The organism is Escherichia sp. E2586 (genome assembly GCF_005781105.1).
Classification (GTDB): domain Bacteria; phylum Pseudomonadota; class Gammaproteobacteria; order Enterobacterales; family Enterobacteriaceae; genus Escherichia.
On sequence record NZ_VATN01000015.1, the window covers coordinates 110,618 to 128,022 of the forward strand.

Here is a 17,405-nt window from a genome sequence, read left to right on the forward strand (position 1 = left end):
AATCGGGGCTTTTTTTCTGTCTTTTGTACTCGTGTACTGGTACAGTGCAATGCATAACAACGCAGTCGCACTATTTTTCACTGGAGAGAAGACCACATGGCAACACTAACCACCACCCAAACGTCACCGTCGCTGCTTGGCGGCGTGGTGATTATCGGCGGCACCATTATTGGCGCAGGGATGTTTTCTCTGCCAGTGGTCATGTCCGGTGCGTGGTTCTTCTGGTCAATGGCGGCGCTGATCTTCACCTGGTTCTGTATGCTGCATTCCGGCTTGATGATTCTGGAAGCTAACCTGAATTACCGAATCGGTTCGAGTTTTGACACCATCACCAAAGATTTGCTGGGCAAAGGCTGGAACGTGGTCAACGGCATTTCCATTGCCTTTGTGCTCTATATCCTGACTTATGCCTATATTTCTGCCAGTGGTTCGATTCTGCATCACACCTTCGCGGAGATGTCGCTGAACGTCCCGGCACGCGCGGCGGGTTTTGGTTTTGCACTGTTGGTGGCGTTTGTGGTGTGGTTGAGCACCAAAGCGGTCAGCCGGATGACGGCGATTGTGCTGGGGGCGAAAGTCATTACCTTCTTCCTCACCTTCGGTAGCCTGCTGGGGCATGTGCAGCCTGCGACATTGTTCAACGTCGCCGAAAGCAATGCGTCTTATGCGCCGTATTTGCTGATGACCCTGCCGTTCTGCCTGGCGTCATTTGGTTATCACGGAAACGTGCCAAGCCTGATGAAGTATTACGGCAAAGATCCGAAAACCATCGTGAAATGCCTGGTGTACGGTACGCTGATGGCGCTGGCGCTGTATACCATCTGGTTGTTGGCGACGATGGGTAACATCCCTCGTCCGGAGTTTATCGGCATCGCCGAGAAGGGCGGCAATATTGATGTGCTGGTACAGGCATTAAGCGGCGTGCTGAACAGCCGTAGCCTGGACCTTCTGCTGGTCGTGTTCTCAAACTTTGCGGTAGCGAGTTCGTTCCTTGGCGTAACGCTGGGTTTGTTTGACTATCTGGCAGATCTGTTTGGTTTCGACGACTCGGCTATGGGCCGTTTGAAAACAGCATTGCTGACCTTTGCCCCGCCTGTCGTGGGTGGTCTGCTGTTCCCGAACGGATTCCTGTACGCCATTGGTTATGCCGGTTTAGCGGCTACCATCTGGGCGGCAATTGTTCCGGCGCTGTTGGCCCGCGCATCGCGTAAACGCTTTGGCAGCCCGAAATTCCGCGTCTGGGGCGGCAAACCGATGATTGTGCTGATTCTGGTGTTTGGCGTTGGTAACGCATTGCTCCATATTTTATCGAGCTTTAATTTGCTGCCGGTGTATCAGTAATCAGCGGTGCCTTATCCGACATGTCTGCTGCCTACACAATGCCTGATGTGCTTCGCTTATCAGGCCTACGTAGGACAGCGTTGCCAGCTCGGATAAGGCTTCCCGCGTTAAAACACACTATCCCAACAACTCTTCCTTAACGTCCATCGCCAGCTCAAACGAATGCAGGCGCGCCTGGTGGTCGAAAATCTGCCCGTTAACCATAATCTCATCGGCGTCGGTTTCGCGCAGGATCGACTGCAAACCATGACGCACTTTCGCTTTATCGCCCACCAGCGACATACTCAGTGCCTGCTGCACGCCATACTGCTCGGACGGCGACCAGAACTGATCCATATTTTGAATCGGCGGCGGCAGTTGCCCGGTTTCGCCGCGGCGCAGCTTCACAAAGGCTTGCTGCATCGAGGTAAACAGGAATTCGGCATCGCGGTTGCTGTCGGCGGCGATAATATTGATGCACACCATCGCGTACGGTTTTTCCAGCCGTGCCGATGGTTTGAAGTTGCTGCGATAAAGATGCAGCGCCTGGAACAGCATATCCGGCGCGAAGTGTGAGGCAAACGCGAACGGCAGACCAAGCTGCGCTGCCAGTTGCGCACTGTAAAGGCTGGAGCCTAGCAACCACACCGGGATTTTCTCACCATAGCCCGGTACCGGGCGCACATGCGGATTGGGATCGCGGGCGTCAAACCAGTCCACCAGTTCTGCGACATCGCGGGGGAAATTATCAATATCGCCGCTCATATGACGACGTAGCGCCATCATTGTCCGCTGATCGCTACCTGGAGCACGTCCCAGCCCTAAATCGATTCGCCCCGGATAGAGTGTATTAAGCGTGCCGAACTGTTCGGCAATGACCAACGGTGAGTGGTTAGGCAACATCACGCCGCCGGAACCCAGATGCAGCGTGGTGGTATTCGCCGCCAGATAGCCAATCAATACCGACGTTGCAGCACTGGCAATGCCGGTCATATTGTGGTGTTCCGCCAGCCAGTAGCGATGATAGCCGCGCTTTTCAGCCAGACGAGCGAGGTCGAGAGAGTGGGAGAACGCTTCTCGTGCTGAAGAACCTTTGGGGATGGGGGCCAGATCGAGTAGCGAAAACGGAATGGTTTTATCAGTCATAACAGCTCACTTTGTTACCGATTAATCTTTAATACTGCATTAAAGAGTAGTTAAACTTGTTAACAAAGTGAGCTATTTACTTACGCTTGCAGCTCCAGCCCGGCCAGCCGTCTCCAGTAGCCGTTACAGTCGCTGTTTGCCGTCAACGGCAGTGGCGCAGCGCCATTTTCATTGGCGCGGAAGGCGTCGAGCATCGCGAAAGTGTCAGTACCCTGCGGTGACAGGCGGACCACATCAACCAATCCCTGCATGGATGCCAGCTCGTTACCGAGGTTGTAAACGTAGCCGCTCATGGTCTGAATGCCGTTGAGTACAAACACTTGTTGGTTTTCCTGCGACAGCACGTTGCGCCCGTTCGGATACTTAATGCAGCAGGTTTCACACTCATCTTTCGGGCGGTCTTCCGAACGCGCGGTAAAGCAGCGGGCGGAGTAGGCCAGTGGCAGATGACCGTAGCTCAAGACTTCCACTTCAAACTGGTTGCGAATGCCCAGTTCATCGCACTGATTAAGCAGATTCACCAGCCAGTCGCGGGAAAGTTCCACCGGCATACACCAGCGCACCATGCCCTGTTTAAGCAATATTTTCAGCGTCACCGCGTTGTAGCAGTTCAGCGCATGCCCGGCGACGAACGGCAGTTTGCGCTCAGCGCACATATTCACCACGCCGAGATCGCTGGCTTCAATCAGAAACTCACCGTTCTCAACATAGCGTTTCAGTTCGCCCAGTTCGGAGGATGCCTGCACCAGCGCCAGCGTGGAGAGCACAATCTGCTTGCCACTTCCGGCGAGCGATTTTGCCATCTCCAGCCAGTCGCCAACTTTGGTTGCCCGGCGCTTGCTGCATACCGCTTCACCAAGATAAATCACGTCGGCGCTGCTGGCTGCGGCCTGCTGATAAAATTCTTCCAGCGTCTCTTTTGGCCAGTACCACAGCACCGGCCCTAAGGAATATTTCATTGCTTTTCTCACTGCCATTTACGGTGATACGCGCCAAGGGTGGTCTGCGTGCCTTCGGACATCGACCCGAGCGTCTCCATCCACGCGCTTTGCGGTATGAAGTTTTGCGGATCGGCCTTACAACGGTCGATAGCCTGACGCCAGACTTTCGCCACCTGGCTGACATACGCCGGGCTACGCTGGCGGCCTTCAATTTTCACCGAAGCAATATTTGCCGCCATTAACTCCGGCAGCAGTTCCAGGGTATTGAGACTGGTTGGTTCTTCAAGCGCGTGATAACGCTCGCCGTCCACCAGATAACGCCCTTTACACAGCGTCGGATAACCTGCGTTTTCGCCGTCCTGATAACGGTCGATCAGCACTTCGTTCAGGCGGGATTCCAGCCCCTGCGGCGTTTGTTGCCAGCGCACGAAGCGGGCCGGAGAACACGCGCCCACGGTGTTGGGCGATTCCCCCGTCAGATACGACGACAGGTAGCAACGCCCTTCCGACATAATGCACAGGCTGCCGAAAGCGAACACTTCCAGCGGTACAGGGGTAACCCGCGCCAGTTGTTTCACCTGATGAATCGACAACACGCGCGGTAGCACCACGCGGGCAACGTCAAAATGGCGATGATAGAAGTTAATCGCCTCTTCATTGGTTGCCGAAGCCTGCACTGACACATGACGCTCAATATGCGGGTATCGCTCGGCGGCGTACTCCAGCATGGCGAGGTCGGCGAGGATCAGCGCGTCGGCACCCAGCTGCGCCGCCATATCCACGGCGCGCTGCCAACGGGCGTAACCGTCCGGATGCGCAAAAGTGTTAATTGCGATGTGAAGTTTGCGGTGATGTTGATGAACAAAACTCACCGCTTCCTGCAATTTTTTCTCGGTAAAGTTAAGGCCGGCGAAGTGACGGGCATTAGTATCATCTTTTAGCCCGATATAAACAGCATCTGCGCCGTTTTCGATGGCCGCCTTAAGCGCCGGGAGATTTCCGGCAGGGCAGAGCAGCTCCATAATTTTTCCTGAAGGTTGCGCAGTCAAAGCGCAAAAATGTTAACGAACTGGGATTTTAGTTAACCCTGCTGCGACAATTTTTGATTTAAGGCAGTTAAAGTTGTATTGGTGGTAGCAGCAATTTCATATGGAATTGTTGATTTATACCGCCATGTTATTTTTCCAATATGGCAAAATAGGATGATTGTTGAAGCAGGGAGTAAAACTCGTGTTGGATAAACTGCGTTCCCGCATTGTGCATTTGGGGCCATCTCTGTTGAGTGTACCGGTAAAACTGACGCCATTTGCGCTTAAACGCCAGGTTCTTGAGCAGGTCTTAAGCTGGCAATTCCGTCAGGCGCTGGACGACGGCGAGCTGGAGTTTCTTGAAGGCCGCTGGTTAAGTATTCATGTGCGTGATATTGACCTGCAATGGTTTACCTCGGTGGTGAATGGCAAACTGGTTGTCAGCCAGAACGCGCAAGCTGATGTGAGTTTTAGTGCCGACGCCAGCGATCTGCTGATGATTGCGGCGCGTAAACAAGATCCAGACACGCTCTTCTTCCAGCGTCGGCTGATGATTGAAGGCGATACGGAGCTGGGGCTGTATGTGAAAAACCTGATGGACGCCATTGAACTGGAGCAGATGCCGAAAGCCTTACGTATGATGCTGCTGCAACTGGCGGATTTTGTTGAGGCGGGAATGAAAACCGCGCCTGAAACCAAACAGACATCGGTAGGTGAACCATGCTAATTCGAGTAGAAATTCCCATTGATGCGCCGGGTATTGATGCCCTGCTGCGTCGTTCATTCGAAAGCGATGCGGAAGCGAAGCTGGTTCACGATCTGCGTGAAGATGGCTTTCTGACGCTGGGCCTGGTGGCGACAGATGACGAAGGTCAGGTCATTGGCTATGTGGCATTCAGTCCGGTTGATGTGCAGGGCGAAGACCTACAATGGGTCGGCATGGCTCCGTTGGCGGTTGATGAAAAATACCGTGGACAGGGGCTGGCACGCCAACTGGTCTATGAAGGACTCGATTCGCTTAATGAGTTCGGCTATGCCGCAGTGGTGACGCTGGGCGATCCTGCGCTGTACAGTCGTTTCGGCTTTGAGCTGGCTGCGCATCACGATTTGCGTTGTCGCTGGCCGGGCACTGAAAGCGCCTTCCAGGTACATCGTTTAGCGGATGACGCGCTGAACGGCGTAACCGGACTGGTTGAGTATCACGATCACTTCAATCGCTTTTAATCTCCGGGGTTTGCAGACTCCTTAATAACTCTGCAAACCCTGCGCCTTCCGCTACCAGACGCTCTTTTTGCCGTTTGGTCAGTTGCTTAACGCGATATTCCGCCCGTAGTGCCAGCGAACGGTCACCCACTGGCGCGGAAAACGCCAGCGTTAGTTCACCTTTCCCACGCAGTGCTTTTGCCCCTTTGCCGCTCTGATGTTGCTGATAGCGGCGTTCGACATCCGTGGTGATCCCGGTATAAAGCTTATTGTCGGCGGTACGGATCAAGTAAAGAAACCAGGGTGTCATCGTCTGCGTCACATGTTAAGGTCTGGCCCACAGTATAAAAGAGAACAGCAATGGAAACACTCACCGCCATCAGCCGTTGGCTGGCAAAACAACATGTTGTCACCTGGTGTGTGCAGCAGGAAGGGGAACTCTGGTGCGCTAATGCCTTTTATCTTTTTGATGCGCAGAAAGTTGCCTTCTACATTTTGACGGAAGAAAAAACGCGCCACGCGCAGATGAGCGGGCCGCAGGCGGCGGTTGCCGGAACGGTAAACGGGCAGCCGAAAACGGTAGCGTTAATTCGCGGCGTGCAGTTTAAAGGCGAGATCCGCAGGCTGGAAGGTGAGGAAAGCGACCACGCGCGCAAGGCGTACAATCGTCGCTTTCCGGTTGCCCGAATGCTGTCGGCGCCGGTGTGGGAAATCCGGCTCGATGAAATCAAATTCACCGACAATACGCTGGGCTTTGGTAAAAAAATGATTTGGCTACGTAATTCAGGCACCGAGCAGGCGTAACGCCTCGCGGTTAAACGCTGGCAAATCGTCCGGTGTTCGGCTGGTAACCAGCTGATCTTTATCGACCACCACTTCCTGATCGTAAAATTCCGCGCCCGCGTTTTTAACATCAATAATGATCGGTTTAACGGCGGTCAGTTTGCGTTCCCGAATCACATCGGCGCTGATCAGCAGCTGTGGGCCGTGACAGATGGCGAAAACCGGTTTGCCGCTATTCACAAAATCTCGGGTAAAGGTGACAAAACGGTTGTCGCCACGCAGATAATCCGGTGAATGACCGCCCGGTAGCAGCAGGGCATCAAACTCTGCGGGTGTCACTTCATCGATGGATTTATCGATGGTCACGCTGGCTTCTCCTTTTTTGCCTTTCACCGTTTTACCCGCTTGTTTTTCAATGGTAATCACTTCGTGTCCGGCTTTACGGAACTCGTCTGCGGGTGAAGTGAATTCTGAATCCTCAAATTCATCAGTGATTAAAACGGCAATCTTCTTACTCATGTTTCCTCCGCGTTGTTGCATTGGATGAGGCGAATTTCTCACGATCGGGGATAATTACCTCGTAGACTATTAAGCCTGGTGCATGTACCAGGGAGCGCAAGGCGGACAATTCTGTAAAGGAGCGAAGATGAGTCAGGTACTGATTACAGGCGCAACGGGGCTGGTGGGCGGTCACCTGCTGCGGATGTTGATTAATGAACCGAAAGTTAACGCCATAGCCGCGCCGACGCGACGCCCGTTGGGCGATATGCCTGGCGTGTTTAATCCCCATGATCCGCAACTGACCGACGCGCTGGCGCAGGTCACCGATCCCATCGACATTGTGTTTTGTTGTCTCGGCACCACGCGGCGGGAAGCGGGGAGCAAAGAGGCGTTTATTCATGCCGATTACACGCTGGTTGTGGACACCGCATTAACCGGGCGGCGACTGGGCGCTCAGCATATGCTGGTGGTTAGTGCTATGGGTGCCAATGCCCACTCGCCGTTTTTCTATAACCGCGTCAAAGGGGAGATGGAAGAAGCCTTAATTGCCCAGAACTGGCCGAAACTAACCATCGCTCGCCCGTCGATGTTGCTGGGTGACCGTAGCAAACAGCGAATGAACGAAACGCTTTTTGCGCCGCTGTTCCGTTTGTTACCCGGTAACTGGAAATCCATTGATGCGAGAGACGTGGCGCGGGTCATGCTGGCAGAGGCGATGCGGCCAGAGCATGAAGGTGTGACCATTTTAAGCTCTTCAGAATTACGCAAAAGAGCTGAATAATTATTCCCAAGAATTGATAGTGAGCGTAATATTCACGCGCTCAATTATCATAACTTATTCCTGGGGAATGCTATGACTGGTCAGTCTTCATCTCAGGCGGCAACGCCCATTCAGTGGTGGAAACCCGCGCTTTTCTTTCTCGTTGTCATTGCCGGTCTCTGGTATGTGAAATGGCAACCTTACTACGGCAAAGCCTTTACTGCCGCTGAAACCCACAGTATCGGTAAATCTATCCTTGCGCAGGCGGATGCTAATCCGTGGCAAGCGGCGTTGGATTACGCGATGATCTATTTCCTCGCGGTATGGAAAGCGGCGGTGCTGGGTGTGATCCTCGGCTCGTTGATTCAGGTGCTGATCCCGCGTGACTGGCTGCTGCGCACGCTTGGGCAATCGCGCTTTCGCGGCACGCTGCTGGGAACGCTGTTTTCGCTGCCGGGTATGATGTGTACCTGCTGTGCGGCTCCGGTCGCGGCGGGAATGCGTCGCCAACAGGTGTCGATGGGCGGTGCGCTGGCATTCTGGATGGGGAATCCGTTGTTAAACCCGGCGACGCTGGTGTTTATGGGATTTGTCCTCGGCTGGGGCTTTGCCGCGATTCGTCTGGTGGCGGGGCTGGTGATGGTGTTGCTGATTGCGACGCTGGTGCAAAAATGGGTGCGTGAAACACCGCAAACGCAGATGCCAGTCGAAATTGACATGCCGGAAGTGCAGGGCGGGTTTTTTAGCCGCTGGGGCAGGGCGCTATGGACGCTTTTCTGGAGTACGATCCCGGTTTATATCCTTGCAGTACTGGCGTTGGGTGCCGCTCGCGTCTGGTTATTCCCCCATGCCGATGGCGCTGTCGATAACAGCCTGATGTGGGTAATGGCGATGGCGGTAGCGGGATGCTTGTTTGTCATTCCCACGGCAGCAGAAATTCCGATTGTACAAACGATGATGCTGGCAGGTATGGGAACTGCTCCGGCGCTGGCATTGTTGATGACGCTTCCAGCGGTAAGTTTGCCGTCGTTGATAATGTTGCGTAAAGCGTTTCCGGCGAAAGCCTTATGGCTGACGGGGGCGATGGTGGCAGTGTCAGGCGTGATTGTCGGCGGGCTGGCGCTGTTGTTCTAAATATGCCGGATGCGGCGCGAGCGCCTTATCCGGCCTACGTTTTGTATCGTTGTAGGCCTGATAAGACGCGGCAAGCGTCGCATCAGGCATTACAAGGGGCTGCTATTTAATAAACGTAAACGCTGTGGTTACACGCTTCACGCCGCTAACCCGGCTGGCAATATCTGCCGCTGCTTTCGCTTCACGTTCAGTCACCAGCCCCATCAGGAACACTTCACCGTTTTCGGTAGTCACTTTCACGTTGGACGATTTCACCAGATCGCTGGTTAAGAGCTGCGAACGCACTTTGGTGGTGATCCACGTATCGTTAGATGCTTCGCCCAGACCAATCGGCTGGCCCTGACGAATCTCGTTATACACTTCATTCGCGCCATCTACGCCCATAGCAATTTGTTTGGCGCGAGCCGAAAGTTCAGAGTTTGGTGACTGCCCAACCAGCAGCACTTTGCCCTGATAGGCCGTTACATTAATGCGCGCTTCTTTCTTAATCTGTTCGTCTTTCGACAATGCGCTGTTCACGCGCACTTCCAGAGTACCATCGTCCACCTGGGTACCGACACTGCGTGGGTCAGTTGCGGCTTTGGTACCCACAGCAGCGGTACCCACTACGGCAGCGGCAACACAACCTTGCAACAGCAGCGCGGAAATAAGGACCGCGATTGGCGATAATGCCTTCATTTATTCTCCTTAATCATCCTGGTGAGGGAAAAGCGTGTTATCGATCAGATCGCACAGGCAATTTACCGTCAGCATATGCATTTCCTGAATGCGAGCACTACGATGCGAAGGAATGCGGATCTCCACATCCTGTGGCCCTAACAAACCTGCAAGTTCACCGCCGTCATAGCCGGTCAATGCCACAATGGTCATATCACGCGTAACGGCGGCTTCAACAGCTTTTACGATATCGCGGCTGTTACCGCGAGTAGAAATGGCTAACAATACATCTCCCGCATGCCCCAGCGCCCGTACTTGTTTTGCATACACTTCATCATGTAAGCGATCGTTGGCAATCGCCGTTAAGACAACATTATCAGTATTTAGTGCAATGGCAGGTAGGCTGGGCCGCTCCGTTTCGAAACGGTTGATCATGCTGGCAGCAAAATGCTGTGCGTTGGCAGCGGAGGTTCCATTACCACAACAGAGGATTTTGTTGCCATTGAGCAGAGACTGAACCAGCGTCATGGCTGCACGGGAGATGGCATCCGGAAGCGCCTCTGCCGCCGCAATTTGAGTTTGAATGCTTTCAGTGAAGCAAGCTTTAATTCTTTCTTGCACGCTAATCCTTAAACCTTAATTATGAGTGGTCATTAAAGGCATCCTTAATCCACTCAACCTCATTCCCGGTGAAGGCTACCACATCGAACCGGCAATCCACAGTATCAAAACTCCCATTATGACGCGCGAGCCACAAGCGGGCAGTCTGTAATAATTTGTGTTGTTTGCTGCGGGTCACACTGGCTACCGCGCCGCCGTATAGGGCAGAGCGGCGGTAGCGCACTTCGACAAAAACGGTGGTCTGGCCTTCACGCATTATCAGATCGATCTCGCCGCCACGCTCGTTCACGTTAGCGGCGATAAACCGCAGTCCTTTGCCTTCCAGCCAGCGACGCGCTTGTACTTCCCACGCATCGCCGGTCTGTTTAGTGGTTAACTGGCGGGGACTACCTGACCTTGTTGGTACTGTAGCCATGATAACTTCCTGTTAATCACGCAATCCGGGTTAGCCGTCAGACCTCCGGTATTACCGTTGATTTCAAAACCCTGAACCTGGCGCATTTGTGAGAAATGATTTGCCAGCGACCATGCATCAACACCCATTGCATACATGCGAGCCAGCGAATAATCGTTATTCACCGCGCTGAGCGCCTGCTGCATTAACGGCAGATTACCGCCTGCCAGCATCGGGATCTCGCTGTACTGTAATCCTTCCATCTCAAGTCGGAAATCAGGGCCAGCGGAGCCTTGTGCGCTGCGGGAACTGGCGTACAGCGTTGCGCCGCTATGGCTGCCGTTACGCATGGCGATCATCGGTTTGACGAAAGCGATTTCGCCCGGCGTTGCCACAATATAGACCGCGTCGACACGACCACCGTTATTAGTGAACTGGTCATCGGTTGGTGTGGTTTGCAGCGTCGGATTGTTTGTGGTCATGCCGGAATCAGTTGTCGCTCTGGGGGTAATCGGGCTACCCGTTAAAGCGATGCCGGAGCCGCCATTCACGCCCGCGCGTAATTCGCTGATGGAACCAAATTTTTGTTGCAGAACGGTACCGCCACCCAATTTCTGCCACTCTTGCGCGAAGGCGTTTGCTACGCGGTCGCCAAGCGAACTGCGCGGGATCAGCACCAGCGGCGCCTGTTTCCCCTGGTCACGAATATGACGTGCCGCATCGCGTGCTTCATCTTCCGGCGATAGCGCGAAGTAACAGATATTAGCGCGGTTTTCGATATTTTCCGGCTGATTCAGCGCCAGAACGTTCAGTGGAGTGTTGCTCTTCAGCAACTCCTCAACATTATTTTTCAGCAGCGGACCGACCACAATGCTCGCGCCGTCTTGCTGAACCTGGCTTAAGATCTGGCTAAGCGGTTGTGAAGAGGTATCGTAGATTTTCAGTTCTGCGGCTGGATTCGCTGGCGTGCTTACCGCCGCAGTACTTGCCGCAGGGGCGCTTACAGGCACCGGCTGCGCTGCGGTTTCTTCACCCGTTAGATCGCTAACCGAGGCTTGTGCCGGGCTGGCAACGCCATCCACGGTTTGTGGCTGGGGTTGTTCTGCCACGTCAGCGGCAGGCGCGGTAGCTACCTGGGCGGTCACTGGCTGAGTGCCAATGTTTTTCGCCGCTTCAAAGCCTTGTTGAATTGTGCGACCAAATACCGCAGCCTGACCATTCAACGGCAGCAGCAGGGCGATTTTATTGGTTGACGCTGGTTTGAAAGCTTTTACGTTTACCAACTGTGTTGGCAGCATTTTCGCGCCCGGGTTGTTCGGATAACGTTTTTGCCAGTCGGCGATCCCGGCTTTCATCATGTTGGGATCGTTACGGTTATCAAACCAGACGCGTTGCAGATCCAGCCAGCCTTGCAGGATATTTTCGTCGGCGTTAATCACCAGCGTATTCGCCTGCTGTTGGGGCATGGACGATAGCGCTTGCCAGGTAGCGTCAATATTCTGTTGCTTTTCCTTCGCGCCGAGCAGAGGTTCTTGGGCGACTAACGCACGCAGTAATTCCATGGAAGGACGTCCCTGGCTGGCATCGATTTTCGCCTGCCAGTAGCGCGCCTGCTGATTTTGTTCTAAATCGGTTGGTGTGATTTTTGCCAACAAGGTCTGTGCGCCAGTAAAATCTTTTTGCGCCAGCTTGATTTCTACCGCCAGCAGCGTTTTCTCGCGACGCTGGGTATCGTTTAGTTCTTGCGGTAGTTGGTTAAACAACTCCACCGCTTGCCCGGTTTTGCCTTCTTTCACCAGTGCACGAATGGCGAGTAATTGCCAGTTGATCCTGGTATCATCAGAGCTTTGCTGCATCTGCTGTAGATAAAAGGCAGAATCGGCCTGCGCCGTCCCCTGCATGTAGGCAGTGGACTGATCGGGGGTATGGGTGCCACAACCGGCGAAAATTAGGGCTGCCAGAACAACAGGCAGACAACGCGCGGCTTTCAAACGAGAAAATGTTGAGGGTACCATAATGTATCCAGTGATATTTTTTTTACGCAATGCTCAATATTAAATCGGCAATACGGACGACACAATGAAACAACACCAATCGGCGGATAATTCTCAAGGCCAGCTCTATATTGTACCTACGCCAATCGGTAATCTGGCGGACATTACCCAGCGTGCGCTTGAGGTATTGCAGGCCGTTGATCTGATTGCTGCCGAGGATACCCGTCATACCGGTTTACTGCTGCAACATTTTGGGATAAACGCCCGGTTGTTCGCGCTTCATGACCATAATGAACAACAAAAAGCCGAAACGCTGCTGGCGAAGCTGCAAGAGGGGCAAAACATTGCGCTGGTTTCCGATGCTGGAACGCCGCTGATAAACGACCCGGGCTACCATCTGGTGCGAACCTGCCGTGAAGCGGGGATTCGCGTAGTGCCACTACCGGGGCCATGTGCTGCCATCACTGCGTTAAGCGCTGCGGGTTTACCATCCGATCGTTTTTGTTATGAAGGCTTCCTGCCTGCCAAATCAAAAGGTCGTCGCGATGCGTTGAAAGCCATTGAAGCGGAACCACGTACGCTGATTTTTTATGAATCGACCCACCGTCTGTTAGATAGCCTGGAAGATATCGTTGCGGTATTGGGCGAATCGCGCTACGTGGTGCTGGCTCGTGAGCTCACCAAAACCTGGGAAACCATTCACGGCGCGCCCGTTGGCGAGCTGCTGGCGTGGGTAAAGGAAGATGAAAACCGCCGCAAAGGCGAAATGGTGCTGATTGTCGAAGGCCATAAGGCGCAGGAAGACGACTTACCCGCCGATGCACTGCGCACGCTGGCGCTGTTACAGGCCGAGCTTCCGCTGAAAAAAGCGGCGGCGCTGGCAGCAGAAATTCACGGCGTGAAGAAAAACGCGCTGTATAAGTACGCGCTGGAGCAGCAAGGGGAGTGATATCTCTCCGTGGCCCCGTTTGAAGAACCCAGGGGCCACTTGCTAAACAATCAGTCTTTTTAGTGAGCCGAACAGATCGATGCCGATAGCATTTGCATAGCTAAAAACAACATCTAATGTTGGTGAACTTTCTCCTTTTTCAAATTTACTCACCGCTTGTCGGGTAACACCAAGTTGCTTCGCCACGGCGGTTTGGCTCAGATTGAGGGCTTTGCGTTTTTCCACGAGTTGGGAAAGAACCGCTTTGCGTTGTACAACAACATCAAGAGCATTAGCGGTTGCCTCGTCCTTAAGTAATTCTGTTTTCACGTCTTCCCAGTGATGTAACTCGTTATTTTTCTTCATTTCTATTTCTCCTGGAGGCTTGCTTTGTTTGTCGAAAGTAAGGCCTTATAACGTGCTAAACCTAACTCGATGTTGGCTTTAGGCGTTTTGTTCGTTTTTTTAGCAAAGATATGTGTGATGACCCATAGCCCTTGATGAAAGTGAAAATAAAAACCCCTTAACCAATGGCTCTGACTATGTGTTTTAATTTCATACATATCCCCTTGAACTTTTTCGGTATTCACCAGGGAAGAGCAGGGACCTAACTCTTCGAAATCGTCAATAGCAGCAATGAATTCCGCTCGATCGATTGCACTAAGATCAAACAATTCCTTTCTGGCCACACTTAACAGCATGACTGGAAAATTTTTATCACGTTTTTTGTTAGTCTGATTTTTCACCATCTTTTTGTCAACCTTTAGGTTTACATTGTGATGGCATAATAACGGAGGACGTTCATACTGAACCGGAACGAAGTGCTCAAAACTCATGAGCACTTTTCTTATTTTGCCGGGCAAAAGAGAATGTTAACGACGACACATCTCATCAATCACGCATGTGAAATGGTTATGCAGCCATAAAAACGAAGCCGGGATAGCGGTGGAGACTTTAGCCGTGAGAAAACGCGCTGTTGCATCCTGCTTTCCTTCGCCAGTCACCAGTAGCAAAACTTCGCGGGCATTGAGAATATCCTTCAGTCCTAAGGTGATCCCCCGGGTTACGGGGCGACCCGCGGTTATTAACATTTCATGTTGCTGCGTTCTGGCATCAAGTTGGCTGATATGGCAGGCCGGTTGCAGGCTTTCTCCCGGCTCGTTCAGCCCCAGATGACCGTTTTTCCCCAGTCCAAGTACGCACAAATCGATACCACCTTTGAGCGCAATCAGGTTCGTTACCCGCTCACACTCCGTCTCGTTAATATCTTCAGAGCGAAAGCTGATGAACTGGTCTTCACGTAGCCCCAGCGGCTGTACGATATGTTGCTGAAGGAAGGTTTCGCAGGTGCCGGGCAGGGTTAATGGCAGATCCACCCATTCGTCGAGCTTGACGAAGGTCAGCTGGCTGACATCAACATGCTGCTGGTGGATTTTCTCCACCAGATAATAATACGTCAGTAATGGCGTGGCTCCGGTCGCCAGGCAGATCACGGCGTTCGGTTTACTACGAATCACACCCAATAAATATTCGCTGGCGCGTTCACTTAACGCCGTATAGTTTTCAACTTGCTGAAGGATTTGCACAGGATGAAATTCCTTAAGTAAAGAGGCTCCGTCAGGTGCGATGCTCAGACCGATGGCAAACGCAAAATTGCCTGATGCGCTACGCTTATCAGGCCTACATCGTTTCTGCAATATATTGAATTTGCATGATTTTGTAGGCCGGATAAGGCGGTAACGCCGCATCCGGCATGAACAAAGCGATCTTTGTTAACAATCTGAGGCATCGCCAGACGCAGTGCCTCGTTTTATTTATAAAATGCCGAAGGCGGAACAAACGATAGAAAGCACAAAAGTCACGCCGATTAACAGCACCGGATGCGCTTTTTTCACCCGTAGGAAGTAATACATCAGCAGGGTATAAGCCATCGGCAAAATATTCGGGAAGACTTTATCGAAGAAATCCTGTTGCAGAGCGACGCTGTGGGTACTGTCGATAGCAAACGACGTCACCACGTTAATATGCACATATGAAGCGATCAGCCCGCCAATTACCGTGATCCCGAGGATGGTTGCCGAACGGGCGATCATCTGCGAGTTTTCTCTAACTTTATCGATAGCCTTTACGCCGACCGAATAACCAACGTGGGTCCAGCCGACGCGGAGGAAAAAGATAATCAGGTACACGGCGAAGAACAGAATCGGCCCCAGCAGGTTTCCCTGGCTGGCAAATGATGAGCAAATTCCCGCCATAATCGGCAACAAAGTGAACCAGAAAATCGCATCGCCAATCCCGGCGATTGGGCCAAACAGCGCCACTTTCAGACCCTTAATGGTGTCGCGGTTTTCCCCTTTCTCTTCCATCGAAATTAACAATCCCATCAGGAATCCGACCAGATTCGGATGGGTATTAATAAATTCGAGGTTATCTTTCATCGCCGCGCTTAAGCCCGGTTTGTCGTCCTTATAAATCTTTTTCAGGATCGGCAACATCGCCCAGGTAAAACCGCCCGCCTGCATCCTTTCGTAGTTAAAGCTTGCTTGCAGCAGCGACGAACGAAAGCCCAGACGGGTGATATCTTTTTTACTGATTTCAGATCCCATTGCTGTAGTCCTCTTCTTCATTTTTACTGGCAACGGGCTGCGGTTGCGCTTGCTGCCGGGATTTCGCATTGAAAAACTCATACACCGCAAAGCCTGCGCCCAGCACGGCAACCGGCAACAGGTTGCTGACCTGGATGTAGCAAACAAACAGGAAACCAGCGATCAGGTAAGGGATATATTGCGCTTTGAACATCACGCGCAGCAGCAGACCAAAACCAACGGCAGGTAGAATGCCGCCAGCCACTTCAAAGCCGTGGGTCAGCCAGGCGGGCATCGCCTTCACCAGCGCCTGCATCGCGCCCTGCGCCAGGTAAGTACAGAGGAAAGCAATCACCGCATACGCTAAAGCGACAATCAGCATTGTTGTCCAGTTAAGTCGGGAAAACGCTGCTGTATCCGCCTCTTTCGCGCATTTATCGGCTTTGGTCATAAATAATGAGAATGCCGAATAGAAGAACAGAATGACGTACTGCATTAACAAACTAAACGGCAGGCCAAGACCAATTGCCGTTTTGGCATCAACGCCCGTAGACCATGCAATGACAGTGGTCATCAGACCCGCCATAATCGGGTTGGGCGGCTGAACACCACCAGCAGGGGTTAATCCGGCGAAAGCCAGCTCTGTCAGACCACCGGTAATTAAGCCAGTCTGAATATCACCGAGAATAGCGCCAGTGAGGGTACAAACGATTATCGGGCGGAATAAAAATAAGGCTTCCAGCCAAAAATCAATCCCCAGAACGAAAACTAACGCCGCCAGGGATAGCCCCTGAATTAGGGTTATTTCATGCATTTTTATTACCTCAAACCAATATTAAGGCGATTTTAAATTTAGTCAGGAATTTGTTCTTTTTGATCGCCGGGGACGTCCTGGATAAAAACATTCACGCCGCGTTGTTTAATAAAATGTAAGTCCGTGAGATCTTGAGAATCGACATACACTTTACTGCTGATTTGCTTTTTCCCTTCCGAGAAATGCATATTACCGACGTTGACATTTTTCAGATCAATGCCACCTTCGACCAATTTACGTACCGTTTGTGGCGTACGGCAAATCAGGAAGATCTTCTGATGTGGCGCAGCTTTTCCGATAACATTAATGGTTTTTTCGATAGTAAAGAAACGAATGCCAAAGCCGTAGGTTTCTGCGGTAATCCCCATCAATTTCTGTTGAATATCATCGTTAGCGACGACATCATCCACGACCACCAGCAGATTCGCACCGATAGTGGATGTCCAGGTCACGCCAACCTGGCCATGAACCAGACGGTTATCAATACGGGTTAAGAGAATATTTGGACTGCTCATTGTGTAATCCTCACCATAAAGTTGAATAATATAATCTTTTTAAATATATTATTGTTGCGATATTGTACTGATGTATTTATT

22 protein-coding genes are annotated in these 17,405 nt (G+C 52.3%); 7 read left to right on the top strand and 15 right to left on the bottom strand.

Going from position 1 to position 17,405, the window contains the following annotated elements; all coding sequences use genetic code 11:
- Positions 1 to 96 precede the first annotated feature (96 nt).
- A complete protein-coding gene (gene mtr, locus FEK50_RS15920; protein WP_131160912.1) occupies positions 97 to 1,341 on the top strand; it encodes a tryptophan permease in 1,245 nt (414 codons plus the stop codon).
- Between the two features lie 117 nt (positions 1,342 to 1,458).
- Here mtr and FEK50_RS15925 read toward each other — a convergent pair whose 3' ends face one another.
- The 3 genes from FEK50_RS15925 to FEK50_RS15935 form a co-directional block, all read right to left on the bottom strand.
- Positions 1,459 to 2,466 carry a luciferase-like monooxygenase gene (locus tag FEK50_RS15925; RefSeq protein WP_130260166.1) on the bottom strand — a complete coding sequence of 336 codons (1,008 nt, stop codon included), beginning with the start codon at positions 2,464 to 2,466 and terminating at the stop codon, positions 1,459 to 1,461.
- Between the two features lie 80 nt (positions 2,467 to 2,546).
- The gene (locus tag FEK50_RS15930; RefSeq protein ID WP_131160913.1) at positions 2,547 to 3,425 is read right to left on the bottom strand and encodes a U32 family peptidase; all 879 of its coding nucleotides are present in this window, start codon (positions 3,423 to 3,425) and stop codon (positions 2,547 to 2,549) included.
- A gap of 8 nt (positions 3,426 to 3,433) precedes the next feature.
- Entirely contained in the window at positions 3,434 to 4,429 is a 996-nt protein-coding gene (locus FEK50_RS15935; protein ID WP_130204614.1) for a peptidase U32 family protein, read from the bottom strand.
- A gap of 208 nt (positions 4,430 to 4,637) precedes the next feature.
- On the opposite strand from FEK50_RS15935, the gene FEK50_RS15940 reads away from it, so the two are divergent.
- Both FEK50_RS15940 and FEK50_RS15945 read left to right on the top strand, forming a co-directional pair.
- Complete coding sequence (locus FEK50_RS15940) at positions 4,638 to 5,162, top strand: SCP2 domain-containing protein (RefSeq protein ID WP_046081285.1); 525 nt, start codon at positions 4,638 to 4,640, stop codon at positions 5,160 to 5,162.
- Positions 5,156 to 5,659: an N-acetyltransferase gene (locus FEK50_RS15945; protein WP_000908553.1), complete on the top strand. Its 504-nt coding sequence runs from the start codon at positions 5,156 to 5,158 to the stop codon at positions 5,657 to 5,659. The genes FEK50_RS15940 and FEK50_RS15945 overlap by 7 nt, the downstream gene beginning before the upstream one ends.
- Here the strand turns inward: FEK50_RS15945 and yhbQ are convergent.
- Positions 5,646 to 5,948 (bottom strand): DNA damage response exodeoxyribonuclease YhbQ, encoded by a 303-nt coding sequence (gene yhbQ, locus FEK50_RS15950; RefSeq protein ID WP_130204616.1) that lies wholly within the window; start codon positions 5,946 to 5,948, stop codon positions 5,646 to 5,648. The two genes, FEK50_RS15945 and yhbQ, sit on opposite strands and share 14 nt — an antisense overlap.
- Positions 5,949 to 5,998: 50 nt before the next feature.
- Here yhbQ and FEK50_RS15955 point away from each other — a divergent pair, with 50 nt between their 5' ends.
- Entirely contained in the window at positions 5,999 to 6,442 is a 444-nt protein-coding gene (locus tag FEK50_RS15955) for a YhbP family protein (RefSeq protein ID WP_130204618.1), read from the top strand.
- On the opposite strand, the gene yhbO is transcribed toward FEK50_RS15955, so the two are convergent.
- Positions 6,422 to 6,940, bottom strand: a complete 519-nt coding sequence (gene yhbO, locus FEK50_RS15960; protein ID WP_131160914.1) for a protein/nucleic acid deglycase — start codon at positions 6,938 to 6,940, stop codon at positions 6,422 to 6,424. The genes FEK50_RS15955 and yhbO overlap by 21 nt on opposite strands.
- Before the next feature lie 127 nt (positions 6,941 to 7,067).
- Here yhbO and FEK50_RS15965 point away from each other — a divergent pair, with 127 nt between their 5' ends.
- Together FEK50_RS15965 and FEK50_RS15970 are read left to right on the top strand one after the other, a co-directional pair.
- On the top strand, positions 7,068 to 7,703 hold the full coding sequence (locus tag FEK50_RS15965; protein ID WP_000084526.1) for an NAD(P)H-binding protein: 636 nt from the start codon (positions 7,068 to 7,070) through the stop codon (positions 7,701 to 7,703).
- A gap of 72 nt (positions 7,704 to 7,775) precedes the next feature.
- On the top strand, positions 7,776 to 8,816 hold the full coding sequence (locus FEK50_RS15970) for a permease (protein WP_131160915.1): 1,041 nt from the start codon (positions 7,776 to 7,778) through the stop codon (positions 8,814 to 8,816).
- 102 nt (positions 8,817 to 8,918) lie between these two features.
- Here FEK50_RS15970 and dolP read toward each other — a convergent pair whose 3' ends face one another.
- The 4 genes from dolP to lpoA are packed head-to-tail and all read right to left on the bottom strand — an operon-like array spanning position 8,919 to position 12,503.
- Positions 8,919 to 9,494, bottom strand: a complete 576-nt coding sequence (dolP, locus tag FEK50_RS15975; RefSeq protein WP_000646037.1) for a division/outer membrane stress-associated lipid-binding lipoprotein — start codon at positions 9,492 to 9,494, stop codon at positions 8,919 to 8,921.
- A 9-nt stretch (positions 9,495 to 9,503) separates the two neighbouring features.
- The gene (diaA, locus tag FEK50_RS15980) at positions 9,504 to 10,094 is read right to left on the bottom strand and encodes a DnaA initiator-associating protein DiaA (RefSeq protein ID WP_001158034.1); all 591 of its coding nucleotides are present in this window, start codon (positions 10,092 to 10,094) and stop codon (positions 9,504 to 9,506) included.
- A gap of 19 nt (positions 10,095 to 10,113) precedes the next feature.
- Positions 10,114 to 10,509 (bottom strand): YraN family protein, encoded by a 396-nt coding sequence (locus FEK50_RS15985; RefSeq protein WP_130204624.1) that lies wholly within the window; start codon positions 10,507 to 10,509, stop codon positions 10,114 to 10,116.
- Positions 10,467 to 12,503 carry a penicillin-binding protein activator LpoA gene (lpoA, locus tag FEK50_RS15990; RefSeq protein ID WP_131160916.1) on the bottom strand — a complete coding sequence of 679 codons (2,037 nt, stop codon included), beginning with the start codon at positions 12,501 to 12,503 and terminating at the stop codon, positions 10,467 to 10,469. Before lpoA ends, FEK50_RS15985 begins: the two co-directional genes overlap by 43 nt.
- Before the next feature lie 64 nt (positions 12,504 to 12,567).
- Between lpoA and rsmI the strand changes: the two genes are divergently transcribed.
- Complete coding sequence (rsmI, locus tag FEK50_RS15995; protein WP_000809258.1) at positions 12,568 to 13,431, top strand: 16S rRNA (cytidine(1402)-2'-O)-methyltransferase; 864 nt, start codon at positions 12,568 to 12,570, stop codon at positions 13,429 to 13,431.
- A 42-nt stretch (positions 13,432 to 13,473) separates the two neighbouring features.
- Here rsmI and FEK50_RS16000 read toward each other — a convergent pair whose 3' ends face one another.
- The 6 genes from FEK50_RS16000 to agaB all read right to left on the bottom strand — a co-directional run bounded on the left by FEK50_RS16000 (position 13,474) and on the right by agaB (position 17,324).
- Positions 13,474 to 13,776 carry a helix-turn-helix transcriptional regulator gene (locus FEK50_RS16000; RefSeq protein WP_032281646.1) on the bottom strand — a complete coding sequence of 101 codons (303 nt, stop codon included), beginning with the start codon at positions 13,774 to 13,776 and terminating at the stop codon, positions 13,474 to 13,476.
- A gap of 2 nt (positions 13,777 to 13,778) precedes the next feature.
- Positions 13,779 to 14,246: a type II toxin-antitoxin system RelE/ParE family toxin gene (locus tag FEK50_RS16005; RefSeq protein WP_240780233.1), complete on the bottom strand. Its 468-nt coding sequence runs from the start codon at positions 14,244 to 14,246 to the stop codon at positions 13,779 to 13,781.
- 36 nt (positions 14,247 to 14,282) lie between these two features.
- A complete protein-coding gene (locus tag FEK50_RS16010) occupies positions 14,283 to 15,050 on the bottom strand; it encodes a galactosamine-6-phosphate isomerase (RefSeq protein WP_130204654.1) in 768 nt (255 codons plus the stop codon).
- 174 nt (positions 15,051 to 15,224) lie between these two features.
- Positions 15,225 to 16,016, bottom strand: a complete 792-nt coding sequence (gene agaD, locus FEK50_RS16015) for a PTS galactosamine transporter subunit IID (RefSeq protein WP_130204630.1) — start codon at positions 16,014 to 16,016, stop codon at positions 15,225 to 15,227.
- Complete coding sequence (agaC, locus tag FEK50_RS16020; protein WP_130204632.1) at positions 16,006 to 16,809, bottom strand: PTS galactosamine transporter subunit IIC; 804 nt, start codon at positions 16,807 to 16,809, stop codon at positions 16,006 to 16,008. The genes agaD and agaC overlap by 11 nt, the downstream gene beginning before the upstream one ends.
- A 38-nt stretch (positions 16,810 to 16,847) precedes the next feature.
- Positions 16,848 to 17,324 (bottom strand): PTS galactosamine transporter subunit IIB, encoded by a 477-nt coding sequence (gene agaB / locus FEK50_RS16025; RefSeq protein ID WP_131160917.1) that lies wholly within the window; start codon positions 17,322 to 17,324, stop codon positions 16,848 to 16,850.
- Positions 17,325 to 17,405: the final 81 nt, after the last annotated feature.

Coding starts and splice junctions, on each gene's coding strand:
- mtr (WP_131160912.1), top strand. CDS start 97: ATGGCAACACTAACCACCACCCAAACGTCACCGTCGCTGCTTGGCGGC.
- FEK50_RS15925 (WP_130260166.1), bottom strand. CDS start 2,466: ATGACTGATAAAACCATTCCGTTTTCGCTACTCGATCTGGCCCCCATC.
- FEK50_RS15930 (WP_131160913.1), bottom strand. CDS start 3,425: ATGAAATATTCCTTAGGGCCGGTGCTGTGGTACTGGCCAAAAGAGACG.
- FEK50_RS15935 (WP_130204614.1), bottom strand. CDS start 4,429: ATGGAGCTGCTCTGCCCTGCCGGAAATCTCCCGGCGCTTAAGGCGGCC.
- FEK50_RS15945 (WP_000908553.1), top strand. CDS start 5,156: ATGCTAATTCGAGTAGAAATTCCCATTGATGCGCCGGGTATTGATGCC.
- yhbQ (WP_130204616.1), bottom strand. CDS start 5,948: ATGACACCCTGGTTTCTTTACTTGATCCGTACCGCCGACAATAAGCTT.
- FEK50_RS15955 (WP_130204618.1), top strand. CDS start 5,999: ATGGAAACACTCACCGCCATCAGCCGTTGGCTGGCAAAACAACATGTT.
- yhbO (WP_131160914.1), bottom strand. CDS start 6,940: ATGAGTAAGAAGATTGCCGTTTTAATCACTGATGAATTTGAGGATTCA.
- FEK50_RS15965 (WP_000084526.1), top strand. CDS start 7,068: ATGAGTCAGGTACTGATTACAGGCGCAACGGGGCTGGTGGGCGGTCAC.
- FEK50_RS15970 (WP_131160915.1), top strand. CDS start 7,776: ATGACTGGTCAGTCTTCATCTCAGGCGGCAACGCCCATTCAGTGGTGG.
- dolP (WP_000646037.1), bottom strand. CDS start 9,494: ATGAAGGCATTATCGCCAATCGCGGTCCTTATTTCCGCGCTGCTGTTG.
- FEK50_RS15985 (WP_130204624.1), bottom strand. CDS start 10,509: ATGGCTACAGTACCAACAAGGTCAGGTAGTCCCCGCCAGTTAACCACT.
- lpoA (WP_131160916.1), bottom strand. CDS start 12,503: ATGGTACCCTCAACATTTTCTCGTTTGAAAGCCGCGCGTTGTCTGCCT.
- rsmI (WP_000809258.1), top strand. CDS start 12,568: ATGAAACAACACCAATCGGCGGATAATTCTCAAGGCCAGCTCTATATT.
- FEK50_RS16000 (WP_032281646.1), bottom strand. CDS start 13,776: ATGAAGAAAAATAACGAGTTACATCACTGGGAAGACGTGAAAACAGAA.
- FEK50_RS16005 (WP_240780233.1), bottom strand. CDS start 14,246: ATGAGTTTTGAGCACTTCGTTCCGGTTCAGTATGAACGTCCTCCGTTA.
- agaD (WP_130204630.1), bottom strand. CDS start 16,016: ATGGGATCTGAAATCAGTAAAAAAGATATCACCCGTCTGGGCTTTCGT.
- agaC (WP_130204632.1), bottom strand. CDS start 16,809: ATGCATGAAATAACCCTAATTCAGGGGCTATCCCTGGCGGCGTTAGTT.
- agaB (WP_131160917.1), bottom strand. CDS start 17,324: ATGAGCAGTCCAAATATTCTCTTAACCCGTATTGATAACCGTCTGGTT.